Annotated in this window: 17 protein-coding genes; 7 read left to right on the top strand and 10 right to left on the bottom strand. The window is 72.7% G+C overall.

The window, feature by feature from the left end; translation table 11 throughout:
- Window positions 1-40: 40 nt before the first annotated feature.
- On the top strand, window positions 41-736 hold the full coding sequence (locus tag ACIGXE_RS06880) for a type 1 glutamine amidotransferase domain-containing protein (RefSeq protein WP_399744262.1): 696 nt from the start codon (window positions 41-43) through the stop codon (window positions 734-736).
- A gap of 179 nt (window positions 737-915) precedes the next feature.
- On the opposite strand, the gene recQ is transcribed toward ACIGXE_RS06880, so the two are convergent.
- Window positions 916-3,054, bottom strand: a complete 2,139-nt coding sequence (recQ, locus tag ACIGXE_RS06875; RefSeq protein WP_399744260.1) for a DNA helicase RecQ — start codon at window positions 3,052-3,054, stop codon at window positions 916-918.
- Between the two features lie 361 nt (window positions 3,055-3,415).
- Between recQ and ACIGXE_RS06870 the strand changes: the two genes are divergently transcribed.
- The 3 genes from ACIGXE_RS06870 (at window position 3,416) to ACIGXE_RS06860 (ending at window position 9,064) form a co-directional block, all read left to right on the top strand.
- Window positions 3,416-5,638 carry a DUF4139 domain-containing protein gene (locus ACIGXE_RS06870; protein WP_399744258.1) on the top strand — a complete coding sequence of 741 codons (2,223 nt, stop codon included), beginning with the start codon at window positions 3,416-3,418 and terminating at the stop codon, window positions 5,636-5,638.
- An 8-nt stretch (window positions 5,639-5,646) separates the two neighbouring features.
- Window positions 5,647-7,206, top strand: a complete 1,560-nt coding sequence (locus ACIGXE_RS06865; RefSeq protein WP_399744256.1) for a DUF4139 domain-containing protein — start codon at window positions 5,647-5,649, stop codon at window positions 7,204-7,206.
- A gap of 382 nt (window positions 7,207-7,588) precedes the next feature.
- Complete coding sequence (locus tag ACIGXE_RS06860) at window positions 7,589-9,064, top strand: NUDIX domain-containing protein (RefSeq protein ID WP_399744254.1); 1,476 nt, start codon at window positions 7,589-7,591, stop codon at window positions 9,062-9,064.
- Between the two features lie 155 nt (window positions 9,065-9,219).
- On the opposite strand, the gene ACIGXE_RS06855 is transcribed toward ACIGXE_RS06860, so the two are convergent.
- From ACIGXE_RS06855 to ACIGXE_RS06835, 5 genes are read right to left on the bottom strand one after another with little or no spacing between them, the layout of a single operon-like run.
- Window positions 9,220-9,573, bottom strand: a complete 354-nt coding sequence (locus ACIGXE_RS06855; protein ID WP_399744252.1) for a DoxX family protein — start codon at window positions 9,571-9,573, stop codon at window positions 9,220-9,222.
- Entirely contained in the window at window positions 9,570-11,543 is a 1,974-nt protein-coding gene (locus tag ACIGXE_RS06850; protein WP_399744250.1) for an acetoacetate--CoA ligase, read from the bottom strand. Before ACIGXE_RS06850 ends, ACIGXE_RS06855 begins: the two co-directional genes overlap by 4 nt.
- A complete protein-coding gene (locus ACIGXE_RS06845) occupies window positions 11,540-13,174 on the bottom strand; it encodes a bifunctional 3-(3-hydroxy-phenyl)propionate/3-hydroxycinnamic acid hydroxylase (protein WP_399744248.1) in 1,635 nt (544 codons plus the stop codon). Before ACIGXE_RS06845 ends, ACIGXE_RS06850 begins: the two co-directional genes overlap by 4 nt.
- Complete coding sequence (locus ACIGXE_RS06840) at window positions 13,171-14,199, bottom strand: fumarylacetoacetate hydrolase family protein (protein ID WP_399744246.1); 1,029 nt, start codon at window positions 14,197-14,199, stop codon at window positions 13,171-13,173. The genes ACIGXE_RS06845 and ACIGXE_RS06840 overlap by 4 nt, the downstream gene beginning before the upstream one ends.
- A 28-nt stretch (window positions 14,200-14,227) precedes the next feature.
- Window positions 14,228-15,382 carry a VOC family protein gene (locus ACIGXE_RS06835; RefSeq protein WP_399744244.1) on the bottom strand — a complete coding sequence of 385 codons (1,155 nt, stop codon included), beginning with the start codon at window positions 15,380-15,382 and terminating at the stop codon, window positions 14,228-14,230.
- Between the two features lie 135 nt (window positions 15,383-15,517).
- On the opposite strand from ACIGXE_RS06835, the gene ACIGXE_RS06830 reads away from it, so the two are divergent.
- Window positions 15,518-16,153, top strand: a complete 636-nt coding sequence (locus ACIGXE_RS06830) for a TetR/AcrR family transcriptional regulator (RefSeq protein ID WP_399744242.1) — start codon at window positions 15,518-15,520, stop codon at window positions 16,151-16,153.
- A gap of 693 nt (window positions 16,154-16,846) precedes the next feature.
- Window positions 16,847-18,454 (top strand): MFS transporter, encoded by a 1,608-nt coding sequence (locus tag ACIGXE_RS06825; protein ID WP_399744240.1) that lies wholly within the window; start codon window positions 16,847-16,849, stop codon window positions 18,452-18,454.
- A gap of 233 nt (window positions 18,455-18,687) precedes the next feature.
- Here ACIGXE_RS06825 and ACIGXE_RS06820 read toward each other — a convergent pair whose 3' ends face one another.
- The 4 genes from ACIGXE_RS06820 to ACIGXE_RS06805 all read right to left on the bottom strand — a co-directional run bounded on the left by ACIGXE_RS06820 (window position 18,688) and on the right by ACIGXE_RS06805 (window position 21,868).
- Entirely contained in the window at window positions 18,688-19,335 is a 648-nt protein-coding gene (locus tag ACIGXE_RS06820; RefSeq protein ID WP_399744238.1) for a TetR family transcriptional regulator, read from the bottom strand.
- A gap of 162 nt (window positions 19,336-19,497) precedes the next feature.
- Window positions 19,498-20,400: an AraC family transcriptional regulator N-terminal domain-containing protein gene (locus ACIGXE_RS06815; protein ID WP_399744236.1), complete on the bottom strand. Its 903-nt coding sequence runs from the start codon at window positions 20,398-20,400 to the stop codon at window positions 19,498-19,500.
- Between the two features lie 150 nt (window positions 20,401-20,550).
- The gene (locus ACIGXE_RS06810) at window positions 20,551-21,090 is read right to left on the bottom strand and encodes a YbhB/YbcL family Raf kinase inhibitor-like protein (protein WP_399744234.1); all 540 of its coding nucleotides are present in this window, start codon (window positions 21,088-21,090) and stop codon (window positions 20,551-20,553) included.
- Window positions 21,091-21,283: 193 nt separating this feature from the next.
- Window positions 21,284-21,868 carry a helix-turn-helix domain-containing protein gene (locus ACIGXE_RS06805; RefSeq protein WP_399744232.1) on the bottom strand — a complete coding sequence of 195 codons (585 nt, stop codon included), beginning with the start codon at window positions 21,866-21,868 and terminating at the stop codon, window positions 21,284-21,286.
- Window positions 21,869-22,003: 135 nt separating this feature from the next.
- Here ACIGXE_RS06805 and ACIGXE_RS06800 point away from each other — a divergent pair, with 135 nt between their 5' ends.
- Window positions 22,004-22,711 (top strand): B3/4 domain-containing protein, encoded by a 708-nt coding sequence (locus tag ACIGXE_RS06800; protein ID WP_399744231.1) that lies wholly within the window; start codon window positions 22,004-22,006, stop codon window positions 22,709-22,711.
- Window positions 22,712-23,017 lie beyond the last annotated feature (306 nt).

Genomic DNA, 23,017 nt, shown 5'->3' with positions numbered 1-23,017 from the left:
ACCTCGGGCCCGCCGCGGCCCGCCCCTCTTGGAGACACTCATGTCGAAGATCCTTTTCGTGATGACCGGCACCGACCACTGGACCCTCGCCGACGGCACCGAGCACCCCACCGGGTTCTGGGCGGAGGAGGCCGCCGCCCCGTACGAGGCGTTCACGGCCGCCGGCCACGAGATCGTCGTCGCCACCCCGGGCGGTGTGGTGCCGACCGTGGACGAGAGCAGCCTCGCCCCCGAGGTGAACGGCGGACAGGAAGGCGCCGACCGGATCGCCGCCGTCCTGGACTCCTTCACGGAGCTCAAGGATCCGATCCGTCTCGAGGACGTGCGCCTCGACGACTACGCCGCCGTCCTCTACCCCGGTGGGCACGGCCCGATGGAGGACCTGTCCGTGGACGCGACCTCCGGACGGCTGCTCATCGACGCGCTCGCCTCCGGCAGGCCGCTCGCCGTCGTCTGCCACGCTCCCGCCGCGCTTCTCGCGGCCGTGCGGGAGGACGGCACCAACGCCTTCGCCGGCTACCGGGTCGCCGCCTTCTCGAATGCCGAGGAGACCCAGGCCGGTTTGGCCGACAAGGCCGCGTGGCTCCTGGAGACCCGTCTCCTCGAGGCCGGCGTCGACGTCGTGGTCGGCGAGCCGTGGGCCCCCCACGTGGTCGTCGACCGCAACCTGATCACCGGTCAGAACCCGGCCTCCTCCGCCCCGCTGGCGGCCGAGGTACTCAAGAAGCTGGCCTGACGGACGAACACGGCGCCGGCAAGCGCCGGCAGGCGCAGACCGGCTGCGCGGCGCGACGTCCGCGGCGCACCGGCGGCCGGACGCCACGGCGCGGGCCCCGGCCGACCGCATCCACCGAGGCCGCGGGCACGGACCGTGCTCCGCCGGTCAGCTCCCGGCTGATCCTCCCGTCACTCCCGTCACTCCCAGTCGTCCCACGGCGGCTCCTCCTCCGGGTCGAAGGGGTCGAAGGGCGAATCCTCTGCCGGCCCGACCGGCCGGCGCCGGGTGGGCGTGGCGGGAGCGGTGGCAGACGCGGAGGAGGCGCGCGGGCCGGCGGGGGCCGGGACGGCCGCCGGGGCCGGAGCCGAGCCGGCGCTCGGGGCCGGGGTGGAGGCCGCGGCCGGGGCGGCGCTCGGGGCCGGGGCAGGAGTCCCAGCCGGGCCGGAGGTCGCGCCCGCGGCGGAGGCCGCGGCCGGCGCCGCGGCGCCGTACTCGGCCAGTGCGCCGAGGACGCCCTCGCCGTACTTCGTCAGCTTGGCCTCGCCGACGCCGCCGATCGTGCCCAGCTCCGCGACCGTCGTCGGGAGCCGGGTCGCGATCTCGCGCAGGGTCGCGTCGTGGAAGACGACATAGGCCGGGACGCCCTGCTCGCGTGCCGTGGCGGCCCGCCAGGCGCGGAGCGCCTCGAAGACCGGCACGGCGGTGGCCGGCAGGTCGACCGGGACCCGGGCACCCTTGCCGGAGCTCGTCCCGGAAGCCTTGCGGGAGGCGGCGGCCGGCGCCTTCTCCTTACGCAGGGGAACGCTGCGGCGCCCGCCGAGCACCTCGCCGCTGCCGTCCGTGAGCACGAGCGTCCCGTAGTCGCCCTCGACCGCGAGCAGCCCCTGGGCGAGCAGCTGCCGCACGACGCCCCGCCACTCCGCCACGGACAGATCCGCGCCGACGCCGAACACCGAGAGGGCGTCGTGGTCGAACTGGATCACCTTGGCGGTCTTCTTGCCCTGCAGGATGTCGATGATCTGCCCGGCACCGAACTTCTGACGCCGCTCCTTGGCCAGCCGCCACACCGTGGACAGCAGCTTCTGCGCCGCGACCGTCCCGTCCCACGACTCGGCCGGGGTCAGGCACGTGTCGCAGTTCCCGCACGGCTCGGCCGACTGCCCGAAGTACGCGAGCAGCCGCACGCGACGGCACTCGACCGTCTCGCACAGGGCGAGCATCGCGTCCAGGTGCGCGGCCAGCGAGCGCCGGTGGGTCTCGTCGCCCTCGGAGCCGTCGATGAGCTTGCGCTGCTGGACCACGTCCTGGAGCCCGTAGGCGAGCCAGGCCGTGGCCGGTTCGCCGTCGCGTCCGGCGCGACCCGTCTCCTGGTAGTAGCCCTCGACCGACTTCGGCAGGTCCAGGTGGGCCACGAAGCGCACGTCCGGCTTGTCGATGCCCATGCCGAAGGCGATGGTGGCGACGACCACGACCCCGTCCTCGCGCAGGAAGCGCGCCTGGTTCGCCGCCCGTGAGGCCGCGTCCATGCCGGCGTGGTACGGCACGGCGTCGATCCCGTGCTCCACCAGGAAGGCGGCGGTCTTCTCGACGGAGGAACGGGACAGGCAGTAGACGACGCCGGCGTCGCCCTCGTGCTCCGTGCGGATCAGTTCGAGGACCTGCTTGAGCGCGTTGGCCTTGGGCGCGATGCGGTACTGGATGTTGGGCCGGTCGAAGCTGGCGACGAACTGCCGGGCCTCCCGGAGCCCCAGTCGCTCGGCGATCTCCGCACGGGTGGCCTCGGTGGCGGTCGCGGTCAGCGCGATCCGCGGCACCTTGGGCCAGCGCTCGTGCAGCATCGAGAGACCGAGGTAATCGGGCCGGAAGTCGTGGCCCCACTGGGCGACACAGTGCGCCTCGTCGATCGCGAAGACCGACACCGTGCCCCGGTCGAGCAGCCGCTGCGTCCCTTCGCCTCGCAGCCGCTCGGGAGCCAGGTAGAGGACGTCGAGCTCGCCGGCGAGGAAGGCCTGCTCGACGGCCTGCCGCTCGTACGGGTCCTGCGTCGAGTTGAGGAAGCCGGCCCGCACGCCGAGCGCGGTGAGCGCGTCCACCTGGTCCTGCATGAGCGCGATCAGCGGCGAGATCACGATGCCCGTGCCCGGTCTGACCAGCGCCGGGATCTGATAGCAGAGCGACTTGCCGCCGCCGGTCGGCATCAGCACGAGGGCGTCGCCGCCCGACACGACCTGCTCGATGATCGCTTCCTGCTCGCCGCGGAAGGAGTCGTAACCGAAGACGCGGCGGAGCACCTGCAAGGCGTCGGAGATCTCGGAGGAAGCGTCGGTGAGGGTCATTCCAAAAGCCTAGCGGCCTGCACCGACGCTCCGACCCGCCCGCCGAAACCTGTGGATAACTCGGGGCGTGGGGTACGAGCCGGTTCCGGAGGCGGGGCACCTGCCGGTTCGGGCGCGGATCCACGTGCCGGTTTCCCGTCTCCAGGACGGCTTCCCGAACCGGATTCGGGGCCGCCTGCCGAACCGCTTCCGGGGTGGCTCGCCAACCGGTTTCCGGGGCGGCTCGCCAACCGGTTTCCGGGGCGGCTCGCCAACCGGTTTCCGGGGCGGCTTGCCAAACCGGTTCCGGGGCCGGTTCCGGGGCCTCGCTCCCGCTAGGCTTCGCCCAGCACGTGGAGGCGACGGGCGGGGCGGGGGACGTATGACGGCGGAGACCGGGGCGGCACGGACGTGGGGTTCGACCCTCGAATCGGTCGTGGTGTACGCGCAGGGCGCGCTCTGCCGCCGCGTGGCGCGGGGCAGCCTGCCGCCCGGCGGCGGACGGCTGCGGGTGACGGGACTGCCGCGCTCGCTGGACCCCGGCTCGCTGCGGGCCCGGGTCGTCGGCGGCGCCGCCGGCGTACGGGTCACCGAGGCGCGGGTGGAGACGGAGGCCGAGCCCCTCGACGGCGCTTCGCCCGACGTGCTGCGCCGTGAGGTCGACCGGCTGCGTGACGCGTACGCGGCGGCCCAGGCCCGCCGGGACCGGCAGACGACCCTGATCAAGGAGACCGAGGGGCTCCACCCGGTGCCCCCGCCCCGTCGGCGCGAGGACCCGCACCGCCGTACCCCGGTGGACGCGTGGCTGGACCTCGCCGCCTTCGTCGACGAGCGGCTGACCGGGCTGCACGCCCGCCTGGCCGAACTGGAGGAGGCGCTGCGCGAGGTCGAGCACGAGCTCGGCATCGCCGTGGACCGGCTCGCCCGGGCCTCGACGGACGCGCCCTCGGCGCTGGTGCGGACCACGGTCTCGGCGGTCCTGACCCTCGACCTGCCCGCCGAGTTCGCCGCCGAGCCCGGCGCCGAGTCCGCTGCCCGCCGCGCGGACGGCGCGGCGGAGCCGGACGCGGAGGTGGAGCTGGAGTACGGGGTCCCGGGCGCCGTGTGGGTGCCCACGTACCGCCTGAACCACCGTCAGGGAGACGGCACCGGCCACCTGGTACTGCGCGCCTCCGTCGCCCAGCGCACGGGTGAGGACTGGACCGGCGTGCGCCTCGCCCTCGCCACCGCCGATCTCCGGCGCCGTACCGACCTGCCGAAGCTCCGTTCGATGCGGATCGGCCGCCGGCAGCCCGCCGCCGCGCCCTCCGGCTGGCGGGAGCCCCCCGCGGGCCTCGCGGACCTTTTCACCGGGTACGACGCGGCGGGCCCGCGGCCGGTCGCGGCCGCGCCCCTGCCCGTGGCGGCCGGCCACACCTCCCCTGCCATCCCTGCTGCCGTCCCCGCTTCTCTTCCCGCGCCCGTTCCCGCCCCGCTCCCGACGGCCCCGCCCCCGCCGCCGATGACCGGCGTGCCGGCCATGGCGCCGCCGGCCTACGGCTCGCCGCCCCCGCCTCCCGCGCCCGGCGGCGCGTACGGCGGGCCCCCGGAGGTCTACGGGGCGGCGCCGGGCGGTCCGCCGAGCGCCGTCAGCCGCTCCGCGGCGCCCGCGGCCCGCAGGGCCCCGGCCGGCCCCGCCGCTCCCGGCATGGCCGCACCGCCGCAGGCGCAGGCACCGGTTCCCGCGCCGGCCGCGGCCCCCGCGCCCGTAGCGCCGCCCCCGCCCGGACCGCCGCAGCCCAGCGGCGCGGAGCTGGACTACGCCGGGCTCGTCCTGAGCGGCCCGGACGAGCCGGGCGGGCGCCGCGGCCGGCTCTTTCCCGCGTCGCCCTTCGACGCGGTGGCGGCAGAGCACCGTCGCCGGGCCGAGGCGGTGGCCTCCCTGCCGCTGCCGGGCCACGCCGTGCGCCCGCGCGAGTCGGCGGGTTCCTTCGACCACCGCTTCGACGCCGCCGCGCCCGCCGACATCCCGTCCGACGGCACCTGGCACACCGTCACCGTGGCCGAGCTGCGGGTCGGGCTGCGCACCGAATACCTGGCGGTGCCGTCCGTCGAGCCGACCGTGTACGCGACGCTGGTGGTGTCCAACGCCACCGATCAGGCACTGCTCGCGGGACCGGTGGAGGTCACGGTGGACGACGACTTCCTGCTGACCGCCGCGCTGCCCACGCTCGCGCCCGGCGGGGTCCGGCGGGTGGGGCTCGGTCCGGCCGAGGGCATCCGGGTCACCCGGCGTACGAACCTGAACGAGTCGACCGCCGGACTGCGGAACCACATCACCGTTCTTGACCACCGCGTCCACGTGGAGCTGGCGAACCGGCTCGCCCGGCCGGTCACCGTCGAGGTCCGCGAGCGCGTGCCCGTCACCTCGGAGCCGGACGTCCGCATCGAGGAGCGGGCGGACTGGCTGACCCCCGAGGAGGGCGCGGGGCCCGAGCGGCACGTCCCCGGGACGCGTGTCTGGCGGGTGGACCTGCCCGCCGGCGGCACCACCGCCCTCGACGGCGGCTACGAGATCCGTATTCCGGCCGGCAAGGCCCTGACCGGCGGCAACCGCAGGAGCTGACGCGCATCATGTCCACGGATCCCAAGCCGATCGCCCTTCCCGTCACGGCCGTCACCTGCCTGGAGGACCGCGCCCACGTCGAGCGCACCACCGTGCTCGACCTCGCGGCCGGGGTCCAGCGGCTGCGTCTCGGACCGGTCGGCGCACTGGCCGTCGACCGCACCCTGCACGCCGAGCTCACCGCCGACCATCCGGCGGCCGTCCTCGACGTGCGCCTCGTCCGCGCCTGGACGCCGCGCGGGCCGCAGCCGTCCGCCGACGACTCCGCGCTCCGCCGGCGCGTCCATGCACTCGAGGAGGAGCGGTTCGCGCTGGAGCGGCGGCGCGACCGCCTGCGGACCCGGGTCGGTCTGCTCGGCCGGCTCGCCGCCGATCTCCTGCGCGAGGTCGGCGAGGGCGCCGGCCACGGGGAGACCGAAGCGGCCCGCTGGTCGGCCGAGCTGGAGCGGGTCGACGCGGAGCGCGACGCGTACGGCGAGGAGCTGCGCGCCGCCGAGGCCCGCCTGACGACCCTCGGGACCGAGCTCGGCGAGATCTTGCGGGCCATGGAGTCGGCCGAGACGCAGCCCGCCGAGCTGGACGCGTACGTCGAGCTGACGGTCGAGAGCGCGGTCGCCGCGCCGGTCGGCCTGCGCCTGACCCACCTGACGCCGTGCGCGCTGTGGCGTCCGGCGTACCGGGCCGTGCTGGACGGCGACTCCCTGACGCTGGAGACCGACGCCGTGGTCTGGCAGCGCACGGGCGAGGACTGGTCGGACGTACGGCTGACCCTGTCGACCGCCCGGTCGGCCCTGGCCACCGATCCCCCGCGGCTCTCGGAGGACCGCCTGACGCTGACGGACCGGTCCGCCGCGGAGCGCCGCACGGTCGACGTGGAGCTGCGCGAGGAGGAGATCGGGGACCTCGGCCCGGCCTCGGTGCTGGGGCTGCCGGGCGTAGATGACGGCGGCGAGGTGCGGGTCCTGAGCGCCCCCGCGCCGGTGTCCGTGCCGGCGGACGGCCGGGCGCACCGGGTGGCCGTCTCCTCCTTCACCACGCCCGTGAGCAGCGAGTACGCCTGCTCGCCGGAGCTGTCGCCGCTGGTGACCCAGGTGGTGCGGGGCGCCAACCGGTCCGGTCACGCGCTGCTCGCCGGGCCGGTGGACCTGGTCCGCGGGAGCGGCTTCACGGGCCGCGGCACGCTGGACTTCACGGCGCCCGGCGCGCCGGTGGAGCTCGCCTTCGGCAGCAGCGACGACCACCGGGTGGTCCGCCACACGGAGGAGTCCCGCGACACCACCGGCCTCACCCAGCGCACGGTGGTCACCCGCACCGTCCGCCTGCACCTGTCGCGCTTCGCGGCCCCCGGTGAGCAGGGCGACCGGGTGGTCGTGGTCCGGGAGCGGATCCCGGTCTCCGAGGTCTCGGCGGTCGAGGTGCGCGTCCGTGAAGCGTCCTGCTCGCCGGCCCCCGACGCGGTCGACGCCGAGGGCATCGCCCACTGGTCCGTCCCCCTTCCGCCGGGCGGCCGCCGCACGATCACCCTGGTCTACGAGCTCTCGGCAACGTCGAAGGTCAGCGGCTTGTAGCCGCCCGCGCTCCCGGACCCCCCCCGCATGCCCCCGATGACGGCCGACGACCCGGCCGTCGTCGGGGGCATGCGCGCTTCTGTTCCGGGCCATCGGCCGACGCCGGACCCGCGAGTCGCCAGCCGCCAGCCGCCAGCCGCTCATCGAAAATCGCGAGTCGCGAGTCGCGAGTCGCGTGAACGGTGTCGGCGTTTCGGCCACCCGCGGCCACGGCCACCACCCTCCTACGGCGGGGGTCGATGCATACCGCACGAACGCGTATTCGCCTGCCCATGGGGTTCGTAGTGCGTCCGAAACACATGTGTTCGACAGGTCGGGCAGCGTCGTTGAACCCTGCGACACCCCGATCACCGCCCTCCTCCCCGGCCTGCGAGGTTCTGACATGCCGCCCACGCTCCCCCGCATCCGCACCCTGGTCACCGCCTACCTGGACCGGCACGCCGACGAGCGCGACGCCATGGCCGGGCTGCTGGAGGCCCTGGAGGCCGACGGGAATCCGACCGATCGCTCCGCCCTGCCGGGCCACATCACCTGCAGCGCGGTGGTGATCGACCGGGACCGACGGGTCCTCCACATCCGCCACAAGGCGACGGGAGGCCTGCTGCTCGCCCCGGGCGGGCACGTCGAAGCCGCCGACGACACACTGCTGGGCGCCGCCCTGCGGGAGGTGGAGGAGGAGGCGGGGATCCCGGCCTCCGCCCTCGTCCTGACTCCGGAATTCCGCGACACGCCGATCGACATCGACGTCCACGAGATCGGCTCCAACCCCGCGAAGGGCGAACCGGCACACCGGCATTACGACTTCCGCTTCGTCTTCTACCTCGCCGACGACGCGCCCGGGCTCACGCTCGACGCCGGGGAGATGGCGGGTGCGGTCTGGCTGCCGTTCGAAGACGTGTCGTCCCCCACCCTGCGCGGCAAGCTCGCCGCCTCCGCCTTGGACGGAGTCATCGCGCCGGTGAACGCCTCCGCGATCATCCATGACGGCCAGGGCCGGTACCTGCTGCACCTGCGGGACGCCGACAAGCCGTGGATCTGGGAGCCCGGGCGCTGGTCGCTGCTCGGCGGTGGCCGGGAGCCGCAGGACCGCACCCTGCTGGACACCATCCGCAGGGAACTCCGAGAGGAGGCGGGCCTCGGCGTCGCCGGCCTGGAACCGTACGCGGCCGAGCACGTCACCGGCACCGACGGAACCCGCGTGCCGATCCAGCTGTTCACCGGCCGTTGGAACGGGGACCCGGCCCGGCTACCCCTGACGGAGGGCGTGATGCTCGCCTGGGTGAGCCCGGAGGAATTCCCGCACATGACGATGGCGCCGTCGACCAGGACGCTGCTGGAGCGGCACGCCGCCGACCACCCCGCGCCCGCCGGCGGTCCGGCGTCGGCCGCGGGGACCGCGCCGGCGGGGGCACCGTCCGGGACGGTGCCGCACGTGGTCGGTGTCCACCTCTACCTGGAACGGGACGGCCAGATCCTGTTGGGACTGCGGCACCCGGATTCGGCGTACGCCGGCGGGTCCTGGCATCTGTTGGCGGGCCACTGCGAGGCGGAGGCCGCGACCGCATGCCTGGTGAGGGAGGCGTACGAGGAGGCAGGGCTGGTGATCGACCCTGCCGACGTCGAACTGGTCCACACCGTGCACATGGTGAATCGGCCCGGCGCCCAGCCGCGCATCGGGCTCTTCTTTCGCGCCCACCTCTGGGAGGGCACGCCGGAGCTCCGGGAGCCGGACAAGTGCGTGGCCTGGCAGTGGTGGAGCCCGAAGGACCTGCCGGAACCGATCGTCCCCTACACCCGAGCCGCGATCGAGGGAATCCGATCCGGCCGGGCCTATACGGAACTGGGGTGGGACCGATGACAGCACGTTGACGTATGCGGCCCGCGACCAGTGGGACCAGCACTACGGCGACGGCAAGGGCTTCCGGCGGCTCGGTGAGCGCGAGCGGGAACTGCTCGCCGAGGTCGATCCGCCCTCGACGGCGGCGGCCGGGCGCTCGACGTGGGGTGCGGCCGTCAGCCGGTGCCGATCGCCACCCCGGCGTACGACGCCGCCGTCAGGGCCAGGAGGGCGGCGGGCAGGGCCCGTACGGGCGGGTCGCCGTGGCGCAGGTGGACCACTGCGGCCGCCGTCATCAGCAGCGCCAGCCCGATGGCGGCGGCCACCGCGATGGGGGCGGAAGCCAGTCCGAGCACCAGTCCGGCGGCCCCGGCGACTTCCAGGGTGCCGACGACGCGGTAGAGGCCCGGCGACATGCCGAGGTGGGCTGCCGCCTGGCGCATGAACGGCACCGCGGCGATCTTCGCCGCTCCCAGTGACAGGAAGACCAGGGTCAGGACGACGGCGAGGGTGATCCGCGCGGTTGTCACGTCGACCGGTCCCGGCGTTCGGCGCCCATCTGGGCGAAGTGGTCGATGAGGTCGGGGGCGTCCACGGCTGCGGGGTTGACGACCTGCTCGACCGGGGCGCCCTGGAGGAGGCGTTTGACGGGGACTTCGAGTTTCTTGCCGGTGCGGGTGTGCGGGATGCCGGGGACTTCGAGGATCTCGTCGGGGACGTGGCGGGGTGAGGCGCCGGTCCGGATCGCCTCCTTGATCTTCTCGCGGAGCGGGTCGTCCAGGGTCGCGTCGGCGGCGAGGACCACGAACAGGGGCATCCAGTAGCCGCCGTCGGGTTCTTCAGCGCCGATGACGAGGGCCTCGGTGATCTCCGGGAGGCGTTCGACGACGTCGTGGATGTCGGCGCTGCCCAGGCGTACGCCGTTGCGGTTCAGGGTGCTGTCGGAGCGGCCGTGGACGATCACCGAGCCGTGGGAGGTGAGGGTGATCCAGTCGCCGTGCCGCCAGACGCCGGGGTAGGAGGAGAAGTAGGCGTCGCGGTAGCGGGTGCCGTCGGGGTCGTTCCAGAAGTACAGCGGCATGGACGGCATCGGGCGGGTGACCACCAGTTCCCCGACCTGGTCCACGATCGGGACGCCCTCGGCGTCGTACGCGGCCAGGGCCACGCCAAGGTGGGGTGCTGAGAGCTCCCCCGCCCACACCGGCGTGTTGGGGGCGCTGCCGGCGAATCCGGAGACGACGTCCGTGCCCCCGCTGGTGGACGCGAGCAGGACGTGGTCGCCGACGTGGTGGCGGACCCAGGGGTAGGCGGAGGCCGGCAGAGCGGAGCCGGTGCAGCCGACCACACGGATCGACGACAGGTCGTGGGCCGAGGGGTCGATCCCGTACTTGGCCATGCCCAGCAGGTACTGGGGGCTGGTGCCGAAGACGGTCACCCGGTGCCGCGCGGCCAGCTCCCACAGGACGTCGAGCTTGGCGAAGGGCGCCGGACTGCCGTCGTAGGTGCACGTGGTGGCGCCGGTGAGCAGCGTGGAGGCGACCAGGTTCCACATCATCCAGTGGGTGGTGGTGTACCACAGGAGGCGATCACCGGGACCGAGGTCGGAGTGCAGGCCGAGGGTCTTGAGATGTTCGAGCAGGACGCCGCCGTGGCCGTGGACGATGCCCTTGGGCAGGCCGGTGGTGCCCGAGGAGAACACGACCCACAGCGGGTGGTCGAACGGCACCGGCGTGCAGGTGAGTTCCTCGGTGCGGGTGGCGGCGTCCTCCCACGGCACCACGAGTGACGGGTACGTCTGTGGCGGCCACGGCAGGCCCACGTGGCCCACGAGCACGGTGGCCTTCAATGTCGGCAGCGCGCCTGCGAGTTCGAGGGTGGCGTCGCGACGGTCGTGGGTGCTGCCGTTGAAGAGGTAGCCGTCGGCAGAGATCAGGACGGTCGGTTCGAGCTGGGCGAAGCGGTCGGCGGCGGCCTTGGGGGCGTAGTCCTGCCCGCAGACCGACCACACGGCGCCCAGGCTGGCGGCGGCGAGGAAGGCGACGATCGCGTGCGGCGTGTTGGGCAGGTAGCCCACGACCCGATCCCCCTTGCCGACGCCCAGGTCGCGCAGGGTGGCGGCGACGGATGCGACCTGGGCGCGCAGCCGGCCCGCGGTCACCTCGTAGCCGGAGCCGGTCTCGTCGAGGGCGATGATCGCCACGGTGTCGTCGGTGAGGTTGCGCAGGGCGTGGTGGGTGTAATTGAGGGTGGCGCCGGGGAACCAGCGGGCGCCCGGCATCCGCTCCTCAGCGAGCACCTGCTCGTACGGGGAGTCCGCGTCGATGTCGAAGTAGTCCCACACCGCGCCCCAGAAGCCTTCCAGGTCGGTGACCGACCAGCGGTGCAGGGTGGCGTAGTCGGTGCCGTCCACGCCGGCTTGGCGGGCGAAGTCCATGAGGCGGCTGTCGGCGACGGCCTGCGGATCGGGCGTCGTGAAGGGTTCCGGGTACGGCCTGGTCATCGTGTGGCGCTCCTCGGCAGGCTTTTCTCGACGGTCCGTGGGGAAGGGTGGGGGCTGCGTGTGGTGTGCAGGAGGGACGCCCAGGCGGCGGTGTCCGTGAAGTCGTGCCTCCCGGCCGGGACGACGTCCATGACGACGCGGTCGGGGCGCAGCAGGACGGCGTCCGCCCGGCCGGCGCGCAGCCAGGCGGTGAGGGTGCCGTCGTCACGGAGGTCGGTCACGGGGATCGCCGGGACGCCGAGCCCGTGGGCGAGGGCGCGCAGCGAGGGCCAGGGTTCGGCGGCGGTCAGGACGGTGAAGGCGTCGCCGAGCAGTTCGTCGAGACGGGAGCGCCGGCCGTCGAGTCCCGCCACCCATGGTTGGGGACAGTGGGTGCCTACGAGGCTCCTGCGTATACGGCGCCGGACGAGGGGCCCGGCGGTCAGGGGTGGGCTGAGGTCGCGGCCCGCAGCCGCGGTGAGGCCGGGTATGCGGCAGGCGGCGGCCAGGATCCTGCGGCGCAGTGCGGCGGCGCCGTCCTGGCCGCCGGTCATGGCCCACCCCATGGCGACCGCGAGCCGGATCGCGTGCCGTGCGTGCGGCTTGCGCTCGCTCTCGTAGGTGTCCAGCAGCCGCTCGTCGCCGCCCTGGCCCAGGACGCGGGCCAGCTTCCAGGTGAGGTTGTGGGCATCGCGCAGGCCCGAGCACAGGCCCTGCCCGATGAACGGCGGGGTGAGGTGGGCGGCGTCGCCGAGGAGGAAGACCCGTCCGCTGCGCCACCGGTCGGCCACCCGCGCCCGGAAGGTGTACTGCGTCTCCCGTACGACTTCGAAGTCCCCGTCGTACGAGGGCGACAGCCACGGGGCGATCAGTTCGCGGACCGGTTGCTGCCCGTCCTGCAGCCGGAACTCCCAGCGGTAGCGGTCCTCACCGACGCGCATGAACGTCGCCGGCCGGTGCGGGTCGCAGACCTGGTCGACGCCTTCCCAGCAGCGGACGTCGGCCTTCGTGCGGACGTCGACGACGGTCCAGCGTTCCTCGAAGCGCAGGTCTTCCCATGCGGCGCCGATGGCGGCACGGGTGAGGCTGCCCGCGCCGTCGCAGCCGAGGACCGCCTCGGCCCACAGATGATGCTCACCGTCGTCGTCACGGTAGGTCACCCGCACGGGGCCGGTGGTGTCCGGGCCGACGCCGGTGACCTCGACACCGCCCCGCAGTTCGCACTCCGGGCGGCGGGCGAGGGCGTCGCGCAGCAGTCGCTCCAGTTCGGGCTGGTCGAACATACTGGTCTGCGGGTAGCCGTGATGGCCGCGCTCGGAGCGTCGGAACTCGGCCGTGACCCGGTGCCGGGCGTCCAGCAGCCGAAGTCCGTTCGCGGGGCGGGCGATCGCGGCGAACTCCTCGCCTACGCCTGCGGCCTGGAGGATGCGGCGCACCTCGTCGTCGGTGGCGACGGCGCGCGGGAGCGGGTAGACGTCCTGGTGGCGTTCCAGGATGACGGTGCGAATGCCGCGCCGGGCGAGGAGGAGGGCGGCGGTCACGCCCACCGGCCCGGCGCCGATGATCACGACGGGTGCGGGGTCTGTCTGTGCGGGGTCTGTCTGTGCGGGCCCGGGTGCGGTGTCCCGGGGTCCGGCCTGGTCGGCGGTCATGTGCGGCTCACCTCGGGTCCTTCCCCCAAGCTCTTCGAGGAGGGGGTACCCGCAGCGTCCGTCACGGGCGTGCGCTGCTCGCCGAGGTCGATCCGCCCGTCCGCGGTCGAGATCGTCGCCGTGATCACGTCACCCCTGTGCAGGTAGTGCGGGTTACGGGCCTGGCTCTTGAAGAACGCCTTCCACTTCACGGCGGGCGGCAGCAGCGCGCCGATCTTCTCGACCGCCTTGGGCGGGGCCTTGAGGGCCGTGCCGCCGGGGGTCCCGGTGAGCAGCAGGTCGCCGGGGTCGAGGGTCTGGAAGCGGGCCAGCAAGGTCAGCGCCTGTGCCGGGCGGACGATCATGTCGGCGAGAGTGCGGTCCTGACGCAGCTCGCCGTTGACCGACAGCCGCAGCCGCAGATCGAGGAGGTGGGCGAAGTCCTCGGGCTCCAGCAGCGCCAGGTAGGGCCCGGTCGGTGTGAAGGTCGGGTACGACTTGCTCTCGTAGAACTGCGTCTTGGTCAGCTGCACCTCACGGGCGCTGACGTCGTTGGTGATCACCAGCCCGGCGACGTACGACGGCAGGTCACGCTCCTCGACCACGGTGCCGACGGGCAGGGGTGCGCCCATGACGAGCCCGAGTTCGATCTCGTAGTCGAGGAACTTCACGTGCGACGGCCGGACGATCGCCTCGCCCGGGCCACTCACCGACCCGGACGCCTTGCGGAAGAAGGCGGGCGGGATGTCGCCGGTGAAGCCCGAGTCGCGGGCGTGGCTGCGGTAGTTGACCATCTGTGCGACCACGCGGCAGGGAGTGGTGACCGGCGAGAGGGCGACCAGGTCGGCGACGGGCGTGCCCGCCTCCCCGGAGAGGGCGGCCTCGCGTACGGCCGCCCGGTCGGCGATCAGCTCGGCGGTGGTGGCGGCCTTGGTGTCGACGGGGACGGCCCGGTCGATTGGGGTCTCCCCTGCTCGAGCGGAGTCGAGAGCTTGGGGAAGGAGGACCCACCATCCGTCGGCGGTGCGCAGGACGTTGGTGCTCATGTCAGTACCTTCGTGAAGGGGTCGGGGTTCAGGACTTGGCGGCTTTGAGCAGGCCCAGCAGGCGTGCCGGGTCCATCTCGTTGTCGCCTCGCAGGGCTTCGATGACGTCACGGACCCGCTGCGGGGTGGGGCTCGCGCCGAGGAAGTCACGGGTGGCAGGAGGTCCCCACTGGGCGAGGCCGGTGGTCGACATGGGTGCCCACCCGGGCTCCAGGTCGCAGGAGAACAGGTCGCCGTCGGCGAAGTGCTCCAGCATGAAGCGGTCGGGGTCGCGCCAGTAGTCGAAGAGCTGGCTGCCCTGGATGTGCCGGCCGATGCCCCAGCTGCGCTGGTAGCCGCGCTCGGCCAGGTACTCGCCGCCTGCGGCGATCGAGTCGAGGTCGGTCACCTGGTAGGCCGAGTGGACGTAGCCGTTGCCCGGGCCCAGGTGCATGGCCAGCGTGTGGTGGTCAACGGGCCGGCTGCCCTGGTCACAGCGGATGAACGCCATCGTCGGGCCACGGCCGCGCTGGCCGTCCAGGAACAGGAAGTCGGACACGATCATCCCGAGGGTGTCCAGGTACCAGTCGAGGGCGCGCCCGAACACCCGTGTCTCCAGGACCACATGCCCCAGACGCTGGATGCGGGAGGGTTCACGCGGCGGGCGCTGGACGACGTTCGTACGACGGTGGTCGGTGCCGAAGTTGAGCAGCAGCGGCTGCTGCTCGGGCAGCGCCGGCAGCTCCTCCCCGCAGTGCACGACCCGGACCGGGAAGCCGGAGGGGTCGAGCAGGTCGACCACCTTGCCGCCGCCGGGCACGTCCGCGTCCCGTACGGACGTGCCCGTGGCGCGGGCCAGCCGGTCCAGGTCGGCCCGCTCGGCGGCGCGGAACGCCGGGCCGATGAAACGGGAGGTCCGGCCGCGCCGGATCACCATGCACGGTGAGCCGGCGAAGGTGCCCCGCAGCCAGAGCTCGCTCTCGCTCCGGGCGGCGATCCCGAAGCCGAAGTCCCGGGCGAAGACCTCGGCCCGGTCCAGGTCGGGCTTCTCGAACTCCAGCCAGGCCAGGTCGGCCACCTTGATCACGGGGTTGCGGGACCGCCCGGGATGTTCGCCACGCAGGGCGCCCTGAGCGCTGTGGAGGTCCTGATGGGCCGTCCTGACGTCCGGGCCGCCGACTGCGTTGACGCGGGTTTCGGACATGGTGTCCTCCAAGCGACATTGCCGTAATGAGGAAATCATCAAGTGTGACAGTTCTGTCGTCAAGGCGTTCGCGGCGGGAAATGATGAATCCATCAGGACTGCGACGGTCATCGTCTCCACGGTTAGACTCTGCGTATGCCTAGGTCAGCCCCGCCCAGCAATCGATTCGAGCGGCGTCGCGCCGAGACCCGCGGAGCCCTCGTCCGCGCGGCCCGCCGGATACTCGCCGAGACCGGGGACACCAGCGTCAGCATCCAGGCGATCGCCGAGCGCGCCGACGTCGGCTTCGGATCGTTCTACAACCACTTCGACTCGAAGACGGAGCTGTTCGAGGCCGCGGTGCAGGACGCGCTGGAGGAGTTCGGCCAGACCTTCGACGAGAACCTGGCCGGCATCGACGACCCCGCGGAGCTCGTCGCGACGGGCTTCCGGCTCAGCGCCCGCATGGCCGAGTCGCACCCGGAGCTGATGCAGGTGCTGCGCCGCCGCGGCCTGGGCCACATCCACTCGGACAACGGCCTGTCGCGACGGGCCCGCCGGGACATCGAGGTCGGCATGGCCTCCGGCCGCTTCACCGCCGTCGACCCGGCGGTGGCCCTGTCCGCGCTGGGTGGAACTCTGCTGTCCCTGGTCGAGCTGCGATTCGCCCGCCCCGATGTGGACGGCGACGACGCCGCGGTGAACCTCGCCGAGATGGTCCTGCGCATGCTGGGCGTCCCGCCGGACGACGCCCATGAGGTCGCCCGGCGCCCCCTCCCCGACCTCGCCTGACCCACCCCTGCGTCCACTCCCCCTACCCGGTGGACGACGAGCTCGGACGGTGACCGAGCGGCCGGTGAAGTGGGCTTCGATCCCGTTCTCCGCGACGGTGACCGTGCGCAGGTGCAGCCCTTTAGGGACGTTCTCCAGAGGGACGCACTCTTCCAGGGCCTTGTCGAGCAGCGCTTTCAAGGGCGCGATCAGCTCGTCCTGGACCGTACGGACGTCCGCGAAGGCGATGCGGTTGCCCTTCGCCGCGGAGACGCCCGCACTCACGGTCACGCCGCCGACAGGCGCACTGCATCGCGACAACGAGCCGGCGCCGCCTCCTCGGTACCGAGGGGCTCCCGTACACGGCGGCGCCGCTGCAGTGGGGCTCACCGACGGGTTCGCCACCTCGATCCAGGTCCCGGCGTTGACGCACTCCAGGAGCCCCAACAGGTGTCCCTGCAACGAGGCGAGCCCTCGCGAGAAGGGTCCGACTGCGCCCTGAGGCGTCCGTGACGCTCGCCCGGCCATGTCGGAACCTTTGGCCGATGGGGCGAGGACCCGTTATTTGCACATCGATGGGCAATAAACTAACCTGCACATCAGGGGGCAATTAACTGCTTGCGGTGCCTCGCCGGTCCACGGCGGCGCCCGCCCTTCACACCCCATCCGCGAACCCCGAAGCCTCCGCTTCGCCTTCCCGTCGAGGAGCTTTCGATGCCGCTCTTTGTGAACACACCCGCCGAGAAGATGACCGGGCCCTATCCACGGCGCTGGTGGGCCCTGCTGGTGCTCTGCCTCAGCCTGCTGATCGTCGTCATGGCGAACACGTCGCTCGTCGTGGCTGCGCCGGACCTGACCAAGGACCTGGGGCTGTCCAGCAGTGACCTGCAGTGGGTCATCGACGGCTACACCGTCCCGTATGCCGCGCTGATGCTCGTTCTGGGCGCGATAGGCGACAAATACAGCCGGCGCGGCGCACTCATCCTGGGCCTGCTGGTCTTCGCGGGCGGTTCGGTGATGGGCGGCCTGGTCCACGAGACCAACCTGGTCGTCATCGCCCGCGCGATCATGGGCGTCGGTGCCGCCGTCGTCATGCCGGCCACGCTGTCGCTGCTGGTCGCGATCTTCCCCAGGACCGAGCGCGCCAAGGCCATCACGGCCTGGAGCGCCACGTCCGGTCTCGCCATCGCCGCCGGCCCGGTGGCCGCCGGCTGGCTGCTGGAGGAGCACGCCTGGGGTTCCACCTTCCTCATGAACGTCCCCATCGCGGTCCTCGGCGTCATCGGCGCACTGCTCCTGGTGCCGCCGTCCAAGGCGAAGGGCATGGGCCGGATCGACTACGTCGGCGGTCTGCTCTCGATCGTCTTCATCGGCAGCCTGGTCTACGCGACCATCGAGGGCCCGCACTTCGGTTGGGGCGCCGGCCCGATCACCGCGGCCGTCGTCGCTGCTGTCGGCCTGCCGGCCTTCGTGGCCTGGGAGTTGAAGCATCCGAACCCGATGCTGGACGTGCGCAAGTTCAAGGAGCGCCCCTTCAGCGGCTCGATGCTCGCGGTGCTGTTCTTCTTCTTCGGCACCTTCGGTTCGATCTACTACTCCACCCAGTTCCTGCAGTTCGTTCTCGGCTACAACGCCCTGGAGACCGGCATACGCCTTCTGCCGCTGGCGGGAGCCGTCTTCGTCGGCGCCGCGGTCACCGGCAAGCTGGCCCCGAAGTCGGGGGTGAAGCTGGTCGTGGGCGCCGGCATGGTGATCGGCACGACGGGCGTCTTCCTGCTCACGCAGATCGAGTCGGGCTCGACCTACTCGGACTTCCTGACGCCCCTGCTGATGCTCGGCTTCGCGATCGGCCTGAGCCTCTCCCCGGCCACCGACACCATCATGGGCTCCTTTCCCGAGTCCGAGCTGGGCGTCGGCGGCGGCGCCAACGACACCGCGCTGGAACTCGGCGGCGCATTGGGTATCGCCGTGCTCGGCTCGCTCCTCGCGACGTCCTACAAGGACAAGCTGACCGACATGATCGGCGGCCGCCTCCCGGCCGAGGCGATGGACACCGCCAAGGACTCGGTGGGCGGCGGCCTCGCGGTCGCCGAGCACGTCGCCAAGACCCCGGGCGGCGGCCCCCAGCAGGCCCAGACCCTGATCGAGGCGGTACACGAGTCCTTCGCCCACGCCATCGCCCACACCAGCCTCATCGGCGCGATCGTCATGGGCGCCGGCACTCTGATCGTCATTGCCGTGCTTCCCGGTCGCAAGGCGACGGGGAAGCACGGCGAGGAAGATCCGGTGGCGGCTGAGGCCGAGCCCGTGGGCGCCGCCTGAGCCCCACAGGCCCGGCGCGACCCCTGAGCGCCGACCGGAGGTCGGATACCCGATCCGGCCTCCTCCACCCCCGAACGGGCCGTGCCTGAGCGGCGCACGGCTCCGGACGGTGCCGGGAGGGGACACCCGGCACCGTCCCCAACGTCACCACGGTGTTGGAGGCGGGGCACACGTGCCAAGACCCCGATGCCTTCGCACCGGGGTCTGTCTCGCACCAACAGCCGTGCTGCGACTCAGCTGTCGGCGACGGCTTCCGCCGCGATCGCGGCGGCCACGTCCTCGACCACGACGCGCGCCTGCTTCTCCGGCACACCGGCCGCGATGAGCGTGGCGACGGCCGTACGCGTCCCGTCGTCCTCCAGCGCGCCGGCGTTGACCTCTTCCAGCAGGGCGACCGTCATCGCCTCCAGGCCGGCACCCATGACCGAGGGCGGCAGGTGGGAGTGGAAGACGCCGTCCCGCTGCCCCCGCTCCAGAATGGCCGTGACCCTGAGCCTGGCGGGCTTGAGGATTTCACCGACCCGTTCCATGCCCAGATCCCGCTGGGCCAGCGCCAGGAGCATCCGGTAACGGTCGCCCACCGGCCACATCGCCAACGAGAAGCGCGCGAGCGCCCGCTCGGCCGGCTCGGGTGCCTTCACTCCAGCCGCTGCGGCGGCCTTGAGCGCCTCGGCGGCCTCCTCGGCCAGCGCCTCCAGGAGCGCCGCCCGGCCGGGGAAGTGCCCGAAAAGAGTGCGCCTCACGACGCCGGAGGCACGCGCCAGCTCCTCCAGAGTGGTGTCCGGGTTCCGTCCGAGCTCCTGGCGCGCTGTGGCCAGAATGCGCGCCCGGTTGGACCGTGCATTGCGTCGCTGCGGCACACGGCCAACGGGCTGGGACACGGATGAACCTCGATGATGAAAACCGGACGAAGAAGGGGCACATCCATTCTGACATGTGGGTCCCGGCCCGGTCCGTGGCCGCGTCCGCGGAGCGTCCCCTCTGATCAGGCGGGACGCTCCTTGATGCTCTCCGGCTCTTGGGGGTCGCCCCCCCCGCGCCCGTCAGGGCGCGGCAGCGGGTGCGGGGGCGGCGGGCTGCTGCTCGCGTAGGCGTGCCGCGTCGATGCTGGGGGCCACGCCGAACTGGCGCTTGTACTCCCGGCTGAACTGCGAGGGGCTGTCGTAGCCCACGCGGTGGCCGACGCCGGTCACGTCGTGGGGTCGGTTGGCCATCAGCAGCCGCGCCGCCTGCAACCGGATCTGCTTCTGGAACTGGATCGGGCTCATCGCCGTCACCGACTGGAAGTTCCGGTGGAACGCGGAGACGCTCATCCCGGAGGAACGCGCCAGGTCCTCGACCCGGAAGGCCGCCGCGTAGTTGTCCCGGATCCAGTCGACCGCCCGGGTGATGTGACTCAGGCTGCTGTCCGCGAGGCCGAGTTGGCGGACGGCCTCGCCCTGTTCCCCTGTCATCAGGCGCCACAGGATCTCACGCTTGACCAAAGGGACCAGCACTCGGCGGTCACCCGGCCGGTCCAGGAGGCGGAGCAGGCGGACGATCGCGTCGATCAGCTCCGCCGGGGCCGCGCTGACCATGATCCCCGGCCGAGGTGCCCCCGCCGATCGCGGCAGGTCGCCCGGGCCTGCCCGCAGCATCAACTCCGCGATGACGGCGGGCTCCAGCGTCATCCCGAAACCGAGTTGCGGCCCGCCCGGTGCGACGCGTCCGGTCACCGGCAGATCGGCCGAGGTGACCAGATACTGGCCGACCCCGTACTCGTACACCCGGTCTCCGAGCGCGAGCCGCTTGGCGCCCTGCGCGATGACCGCCAGCATCACGCCGGACATCGCGTACTCCGGCTCGGCGCCCGGGTCGGCCCGGCAGATCCGGACGCCGTCGATGGGTGTGGTCAGGTCAGGCCGCGCATGCCGCTCCAGCAGATCGCGGAGCTCGTCTAGGGACATGCCGCCATCTCAGCACACCCACCGACATGCTCCTCCCAGCGGGGAGAGGATCGTGCAAGGACGCGCGACGATCGTGCGGGGAAGCGGGAGGGGTGCTGCCGGGCGGAGGGGACGCCGACGGGGAGGGACCCGAGAACCGGGTGCGGGGTCCTAGTCTTCGGTGTGCTCGTACTCGGCGATCAGCTGACCCCGGGCCACGGTGTGGAACCGCAGATGGAAGCCGACGAGAGCCGGTGCCGCGTCCGCGTCCGGTCCCAGCTTCTCCTGGTCCACGGCGTAGACCGTGAAAACATAGCGGTGCGGACCGTCCCCCGGCGGCGGGGCGGCCCCGCCGAAGTCCCTGCTGCCGTAGTCGTTACGGGCCTGCACGGCACCCGCCGGCAACCCTTCGAAGGCCCCGGTTCCGGCCCCGGCCGGCAGCTCGGTGACATCCGCCGGAATGTCGAAGACCGTCCAGTGCCAGAATCCGCTGCCGGTCGGCGCGTCGGGGTCGTAGCAGGTGACCGCGTAGCCACGGGTGCCTTCCGGCCCCGCCGACCAGCTCAGCTGCGGCGAGGAGTTCCCCTTCGCGTACACGTGCGCGTCCGGCAGGACCCCACCGTCCATCAGGTCCTCGCTGTTGACCGCCAGGACGGGCACCGGCGGGTGGAAGTCGTGCGGCAGCGGACGTCGGTTCGACGGGTCGCTCATTTCTGATTCCTTCTCCGTGCTCTGGATGACATCGCCCGAACGGGCGTGATCCTCATCCGACCACGCAGGGAGTGCCGGCGACCCGTCGCCGAGAGGATCGTGCAAGGAGTCGGCAGATTCGTGATTCGTGAGGCCCTGTGGCCGGCACCATCGGCCAGGTGCGCGGCCGCGCGGGACAGGTCGGTCGCGCAGGTCAGGTCGTGGGAGTGGGGCCGGGCGGCAGGTGGACCGTCATGATCAGATGGCACGTTTCGGTGCCGGCGCCTCGGTAGGCGTGGGCGGCGTCGCCGTCGAACGTGGCCGTCTGCCCCGCTTCGACGGGGTGTTCGCCGCCGTCGACGACGAGGACCAGGCGACCCGAGGTGACGCTGACGGTCTCCACGACGCCGGCCTGATGGGGGTGGCTCGGGTATTCCTCGCCCGGTTCCAGGCGCCAGCGCCACACCTCGACCGGGGCCGGGCCCGAGGTCGTCAGCATGAGCCGCGCCTCGCTGCCGCGCTCCCCCTTCCACAGCGGCATCACGGCGTCGGCCGTCACGACGCGGACGCGGGCCTCGCTCGGGCCTTCCATGAGGGCCGAGACGGAGATGCCGAGCGTGTCCGCGAGCCTGACCAGGGTGGCGAAGTTCGGGTTGCCCTGGGCCTTCTCCAGGCCGACCAACGCGCCCTTGCTGACCTTGGCGCGCCGGCCGAGCTCGTCCAGGGACAGGCCCGCGCGGTTGCGGGCCGCCCTCACGTTGCGCGCGAGCGTGCGCAGGGCTGCCTCGGTCTCGGCCATCCGGTCACCATCCTCACCAGGGGGATCATTCCATTGCACCGTCCGGTCGTTCTGTTGACACCGGGCGGTCGATTCGTTGTACGGTCTGGTCGTTCCATTGGAAGAGTAACGCCCACATCGAACGGAACCGCGCACATGACCGTCTTCCGCCTCGCCCCCGCCGTCGCGGAGGCCTTCCCCGACGCCCTCGTGGCCCTGGTCACCGCCACCGGCATCCGCGGCCACGAGCCGTGGCCCGCCACCGCCGCCGCCATGGACGACCTGGAGCGGCGGCTCGCCGACGGCACATGGCAGCCCGCCGACGAGACCGACCCGCGCATCGAGGCGTGGCATGCCGCCTACCGCTCCTTCGGTACGAACCCGCGCCGGATCCGCCCCAGCGTCGACGCCCTCGGCCGCCGCTTCACCAAGAAGGGCACGCTGCCGCGCATCAACCCGGCCGTCGACTCCTACAACTCCGTCTCCGTCCGCCACGGCCTGCCGGCCGGCGCCTTCGACCTCGACCGCGTCACCGGCGCGGTCGACATCCGCCCCGCGGACGGCAGCGAGGAGTTCACCCCTCTCGGCGAACCTGGCACGGTCGAGAACCCCAGGCCCGGCGAGATCGTCTACGCCGACGCCGACATCGTGCTGACCCGCCACTGGAACCACCGCGACGCCCACCAGACCTGCGTCACCGAGGACTCCACCCACGTCACCTTCGTCCTCGAGACCCTGCACGCCACGCGCGACGGCAACCTCCTGAAGACCGCCGCCGGAGAACTCCAGGACCTGCTCGCCCCGCACACCGACCGGACCGGCATCCACTACCTCAGCGCCACGCAGCCCGAGGCCGACGTCTGAGCCTCCCTTCCACGCCTCTCCCCAGGCGCCCCCGGGCATGCCCTCGACCGAACCTCCTCCCCCGCCGGTGGAGCTTGCGGGCAGGGCGACGGCGCCCCCGAGGCCCCTCGCGGCCGGAGGAGCGGAAGGGTTGCGCATCCGGCATCCACGACCCCCGCCGGCCCGGGTTCCCGCGCATCGCACGGCGAGGGCATGGGGCCATCCGGCCCTCCCCAAGGCCGCCGGGCCGGGGAGACACTCGGAGGGAGGCCGGAGAAGGCGCTCGGAGAGCGACGGAAGACCGCGCCCGTGGGCCGGTCGGTACGC

The organism is Streptomyces sp. NPDC053431 (genome assembly GCF_044544925.1).
Classification (GTDB): domain Bacteria; phylum Actinomycetota; class Actinomycetes; order Streptomycetales; family Streptomycetaceae; genus Streptomyces.
The sequence above is the reverse complement of the archived record's forward strand: the minus strand, read 5'-3'. Positions and strand labels throughout refer to the sequence as shown.

What these genes read in the sequence shown, in the direction of transcription:
- ACIGXE_RS06880 (WP_399744262.1), top strand. Translation starts at nt 41, where the DNA reads ATGTCGAAGATCCTTTTCGTGATGACCGGCACCGACCACTGGACCCTC.
- recQ (WP_399744260.1), bottom strand. Translation starts at nt 3,054, where the DNA reads ATGACCCTCACCGACGCTTCCTCCGAGATCTCCGACGCCTTGCAGGTG.
- ACIGXE_RS06870 (WP_399744258.1), top strand. Translation starts at nt 3,416, where the DNA reads ATGACGGCGGAGACCGGGGCGGCACGGACGTGGGGTTCGACCCTCGAA.
- ACIGXE_RS06865 (WP_399744256.1), top strand. Translation starts at nt 5,647, where the DNA reads ATGTCCACGGATCCCAAGCCGATCGCCCTTCCCGTCACGGCCGTCACC.
- ACIGXE_RS06860 (WP_399744254.1), top strand. Translation starts at nt 7,589, where the DNA reads ATGCCGCCCACGCTCCCCCGCATCCGCACCCTGGTCACCGCCTACCTG.
- ACIGXE_RS06850 (WP_399744250.1), bottom strand. Translation starts at nt 11,543, where the DNA reads ATGACCAGGCCGTACCCGGAACCCTTCACGACGCCCGATCCGCAGGCC.
- ACIGXE_RS06845 (WP_399744248.1), bottom strand. Translation starts at nt 13,174, where the DNA reads ATGACCGCCGACCAGGCCGGACCCCGGGACACCGCACCCGGGCCCGCA.
- ACIGXE_RS06840 (WP_399744246.1), bottom strand. Translation starts at nt 14,199, where the DNA reads ATGAGCACCAACGTCCTGCGCACCGCCGACGGATGGTGGGTCCTCCTT.
- ACIGXE_RS06835 (WP_399744244.1), bottom strand. Translation starts at nt 15,382, where the DNA reads ATGTCCGAAACCCGCGTCAACGCAGTCGGCGGCCCGGACGTCAGGACG.
- ACIGXE_RS06830 (WP_399744242.1), top strand. Translation starts at nt 15,518, where the DNA reads ATGCCTAGGTCAGCCCCGCCCAGCAATCGATTCGAGCGGCGTCGCGCC.
- ACIGXE_RS06825 (WP_399744240.1), top strand. Translation starts at nt 16,847, where the DNA reads ATGCCGCTCTTTGTGAACACACCCGCCGAGAAGATGACCGGGCCCTAT.
- ACIGXE_RS06815 (WP_399744236.1), bottom strand. Translation starts at nt 20,400, where the DNA reads ATGTCCCTAGACGAGCTCCGCGATCTGCTGGAGCGGCATGCGCGGCCT.
- ACIGXE_RS06810 (WP_399744234.1), bottom strand. Translation starts at nt 21,090, where the DNA reads ATGAGCGACCCGTCGAACCGACGTCCGCTGCCGCACGACTTCCACCCG.
- ACIGXE_RS06805 (WP_399744232.1), bottom strand. Translation starts at nt 21,868, where the DNA reads ATGGCCGAGACCGAGGCAGCCCTGCGCACGCTCGCGCGCAACGTGAGG.
- ACIGXE_RS06800 (WP_399744231.1), top strand. Translation starts at nt 22,004, where the DNA reads ATGACCGTCTTCCGCCTCGCCCCCGCCGTCGCGGAGGCCTTCCCCGAC.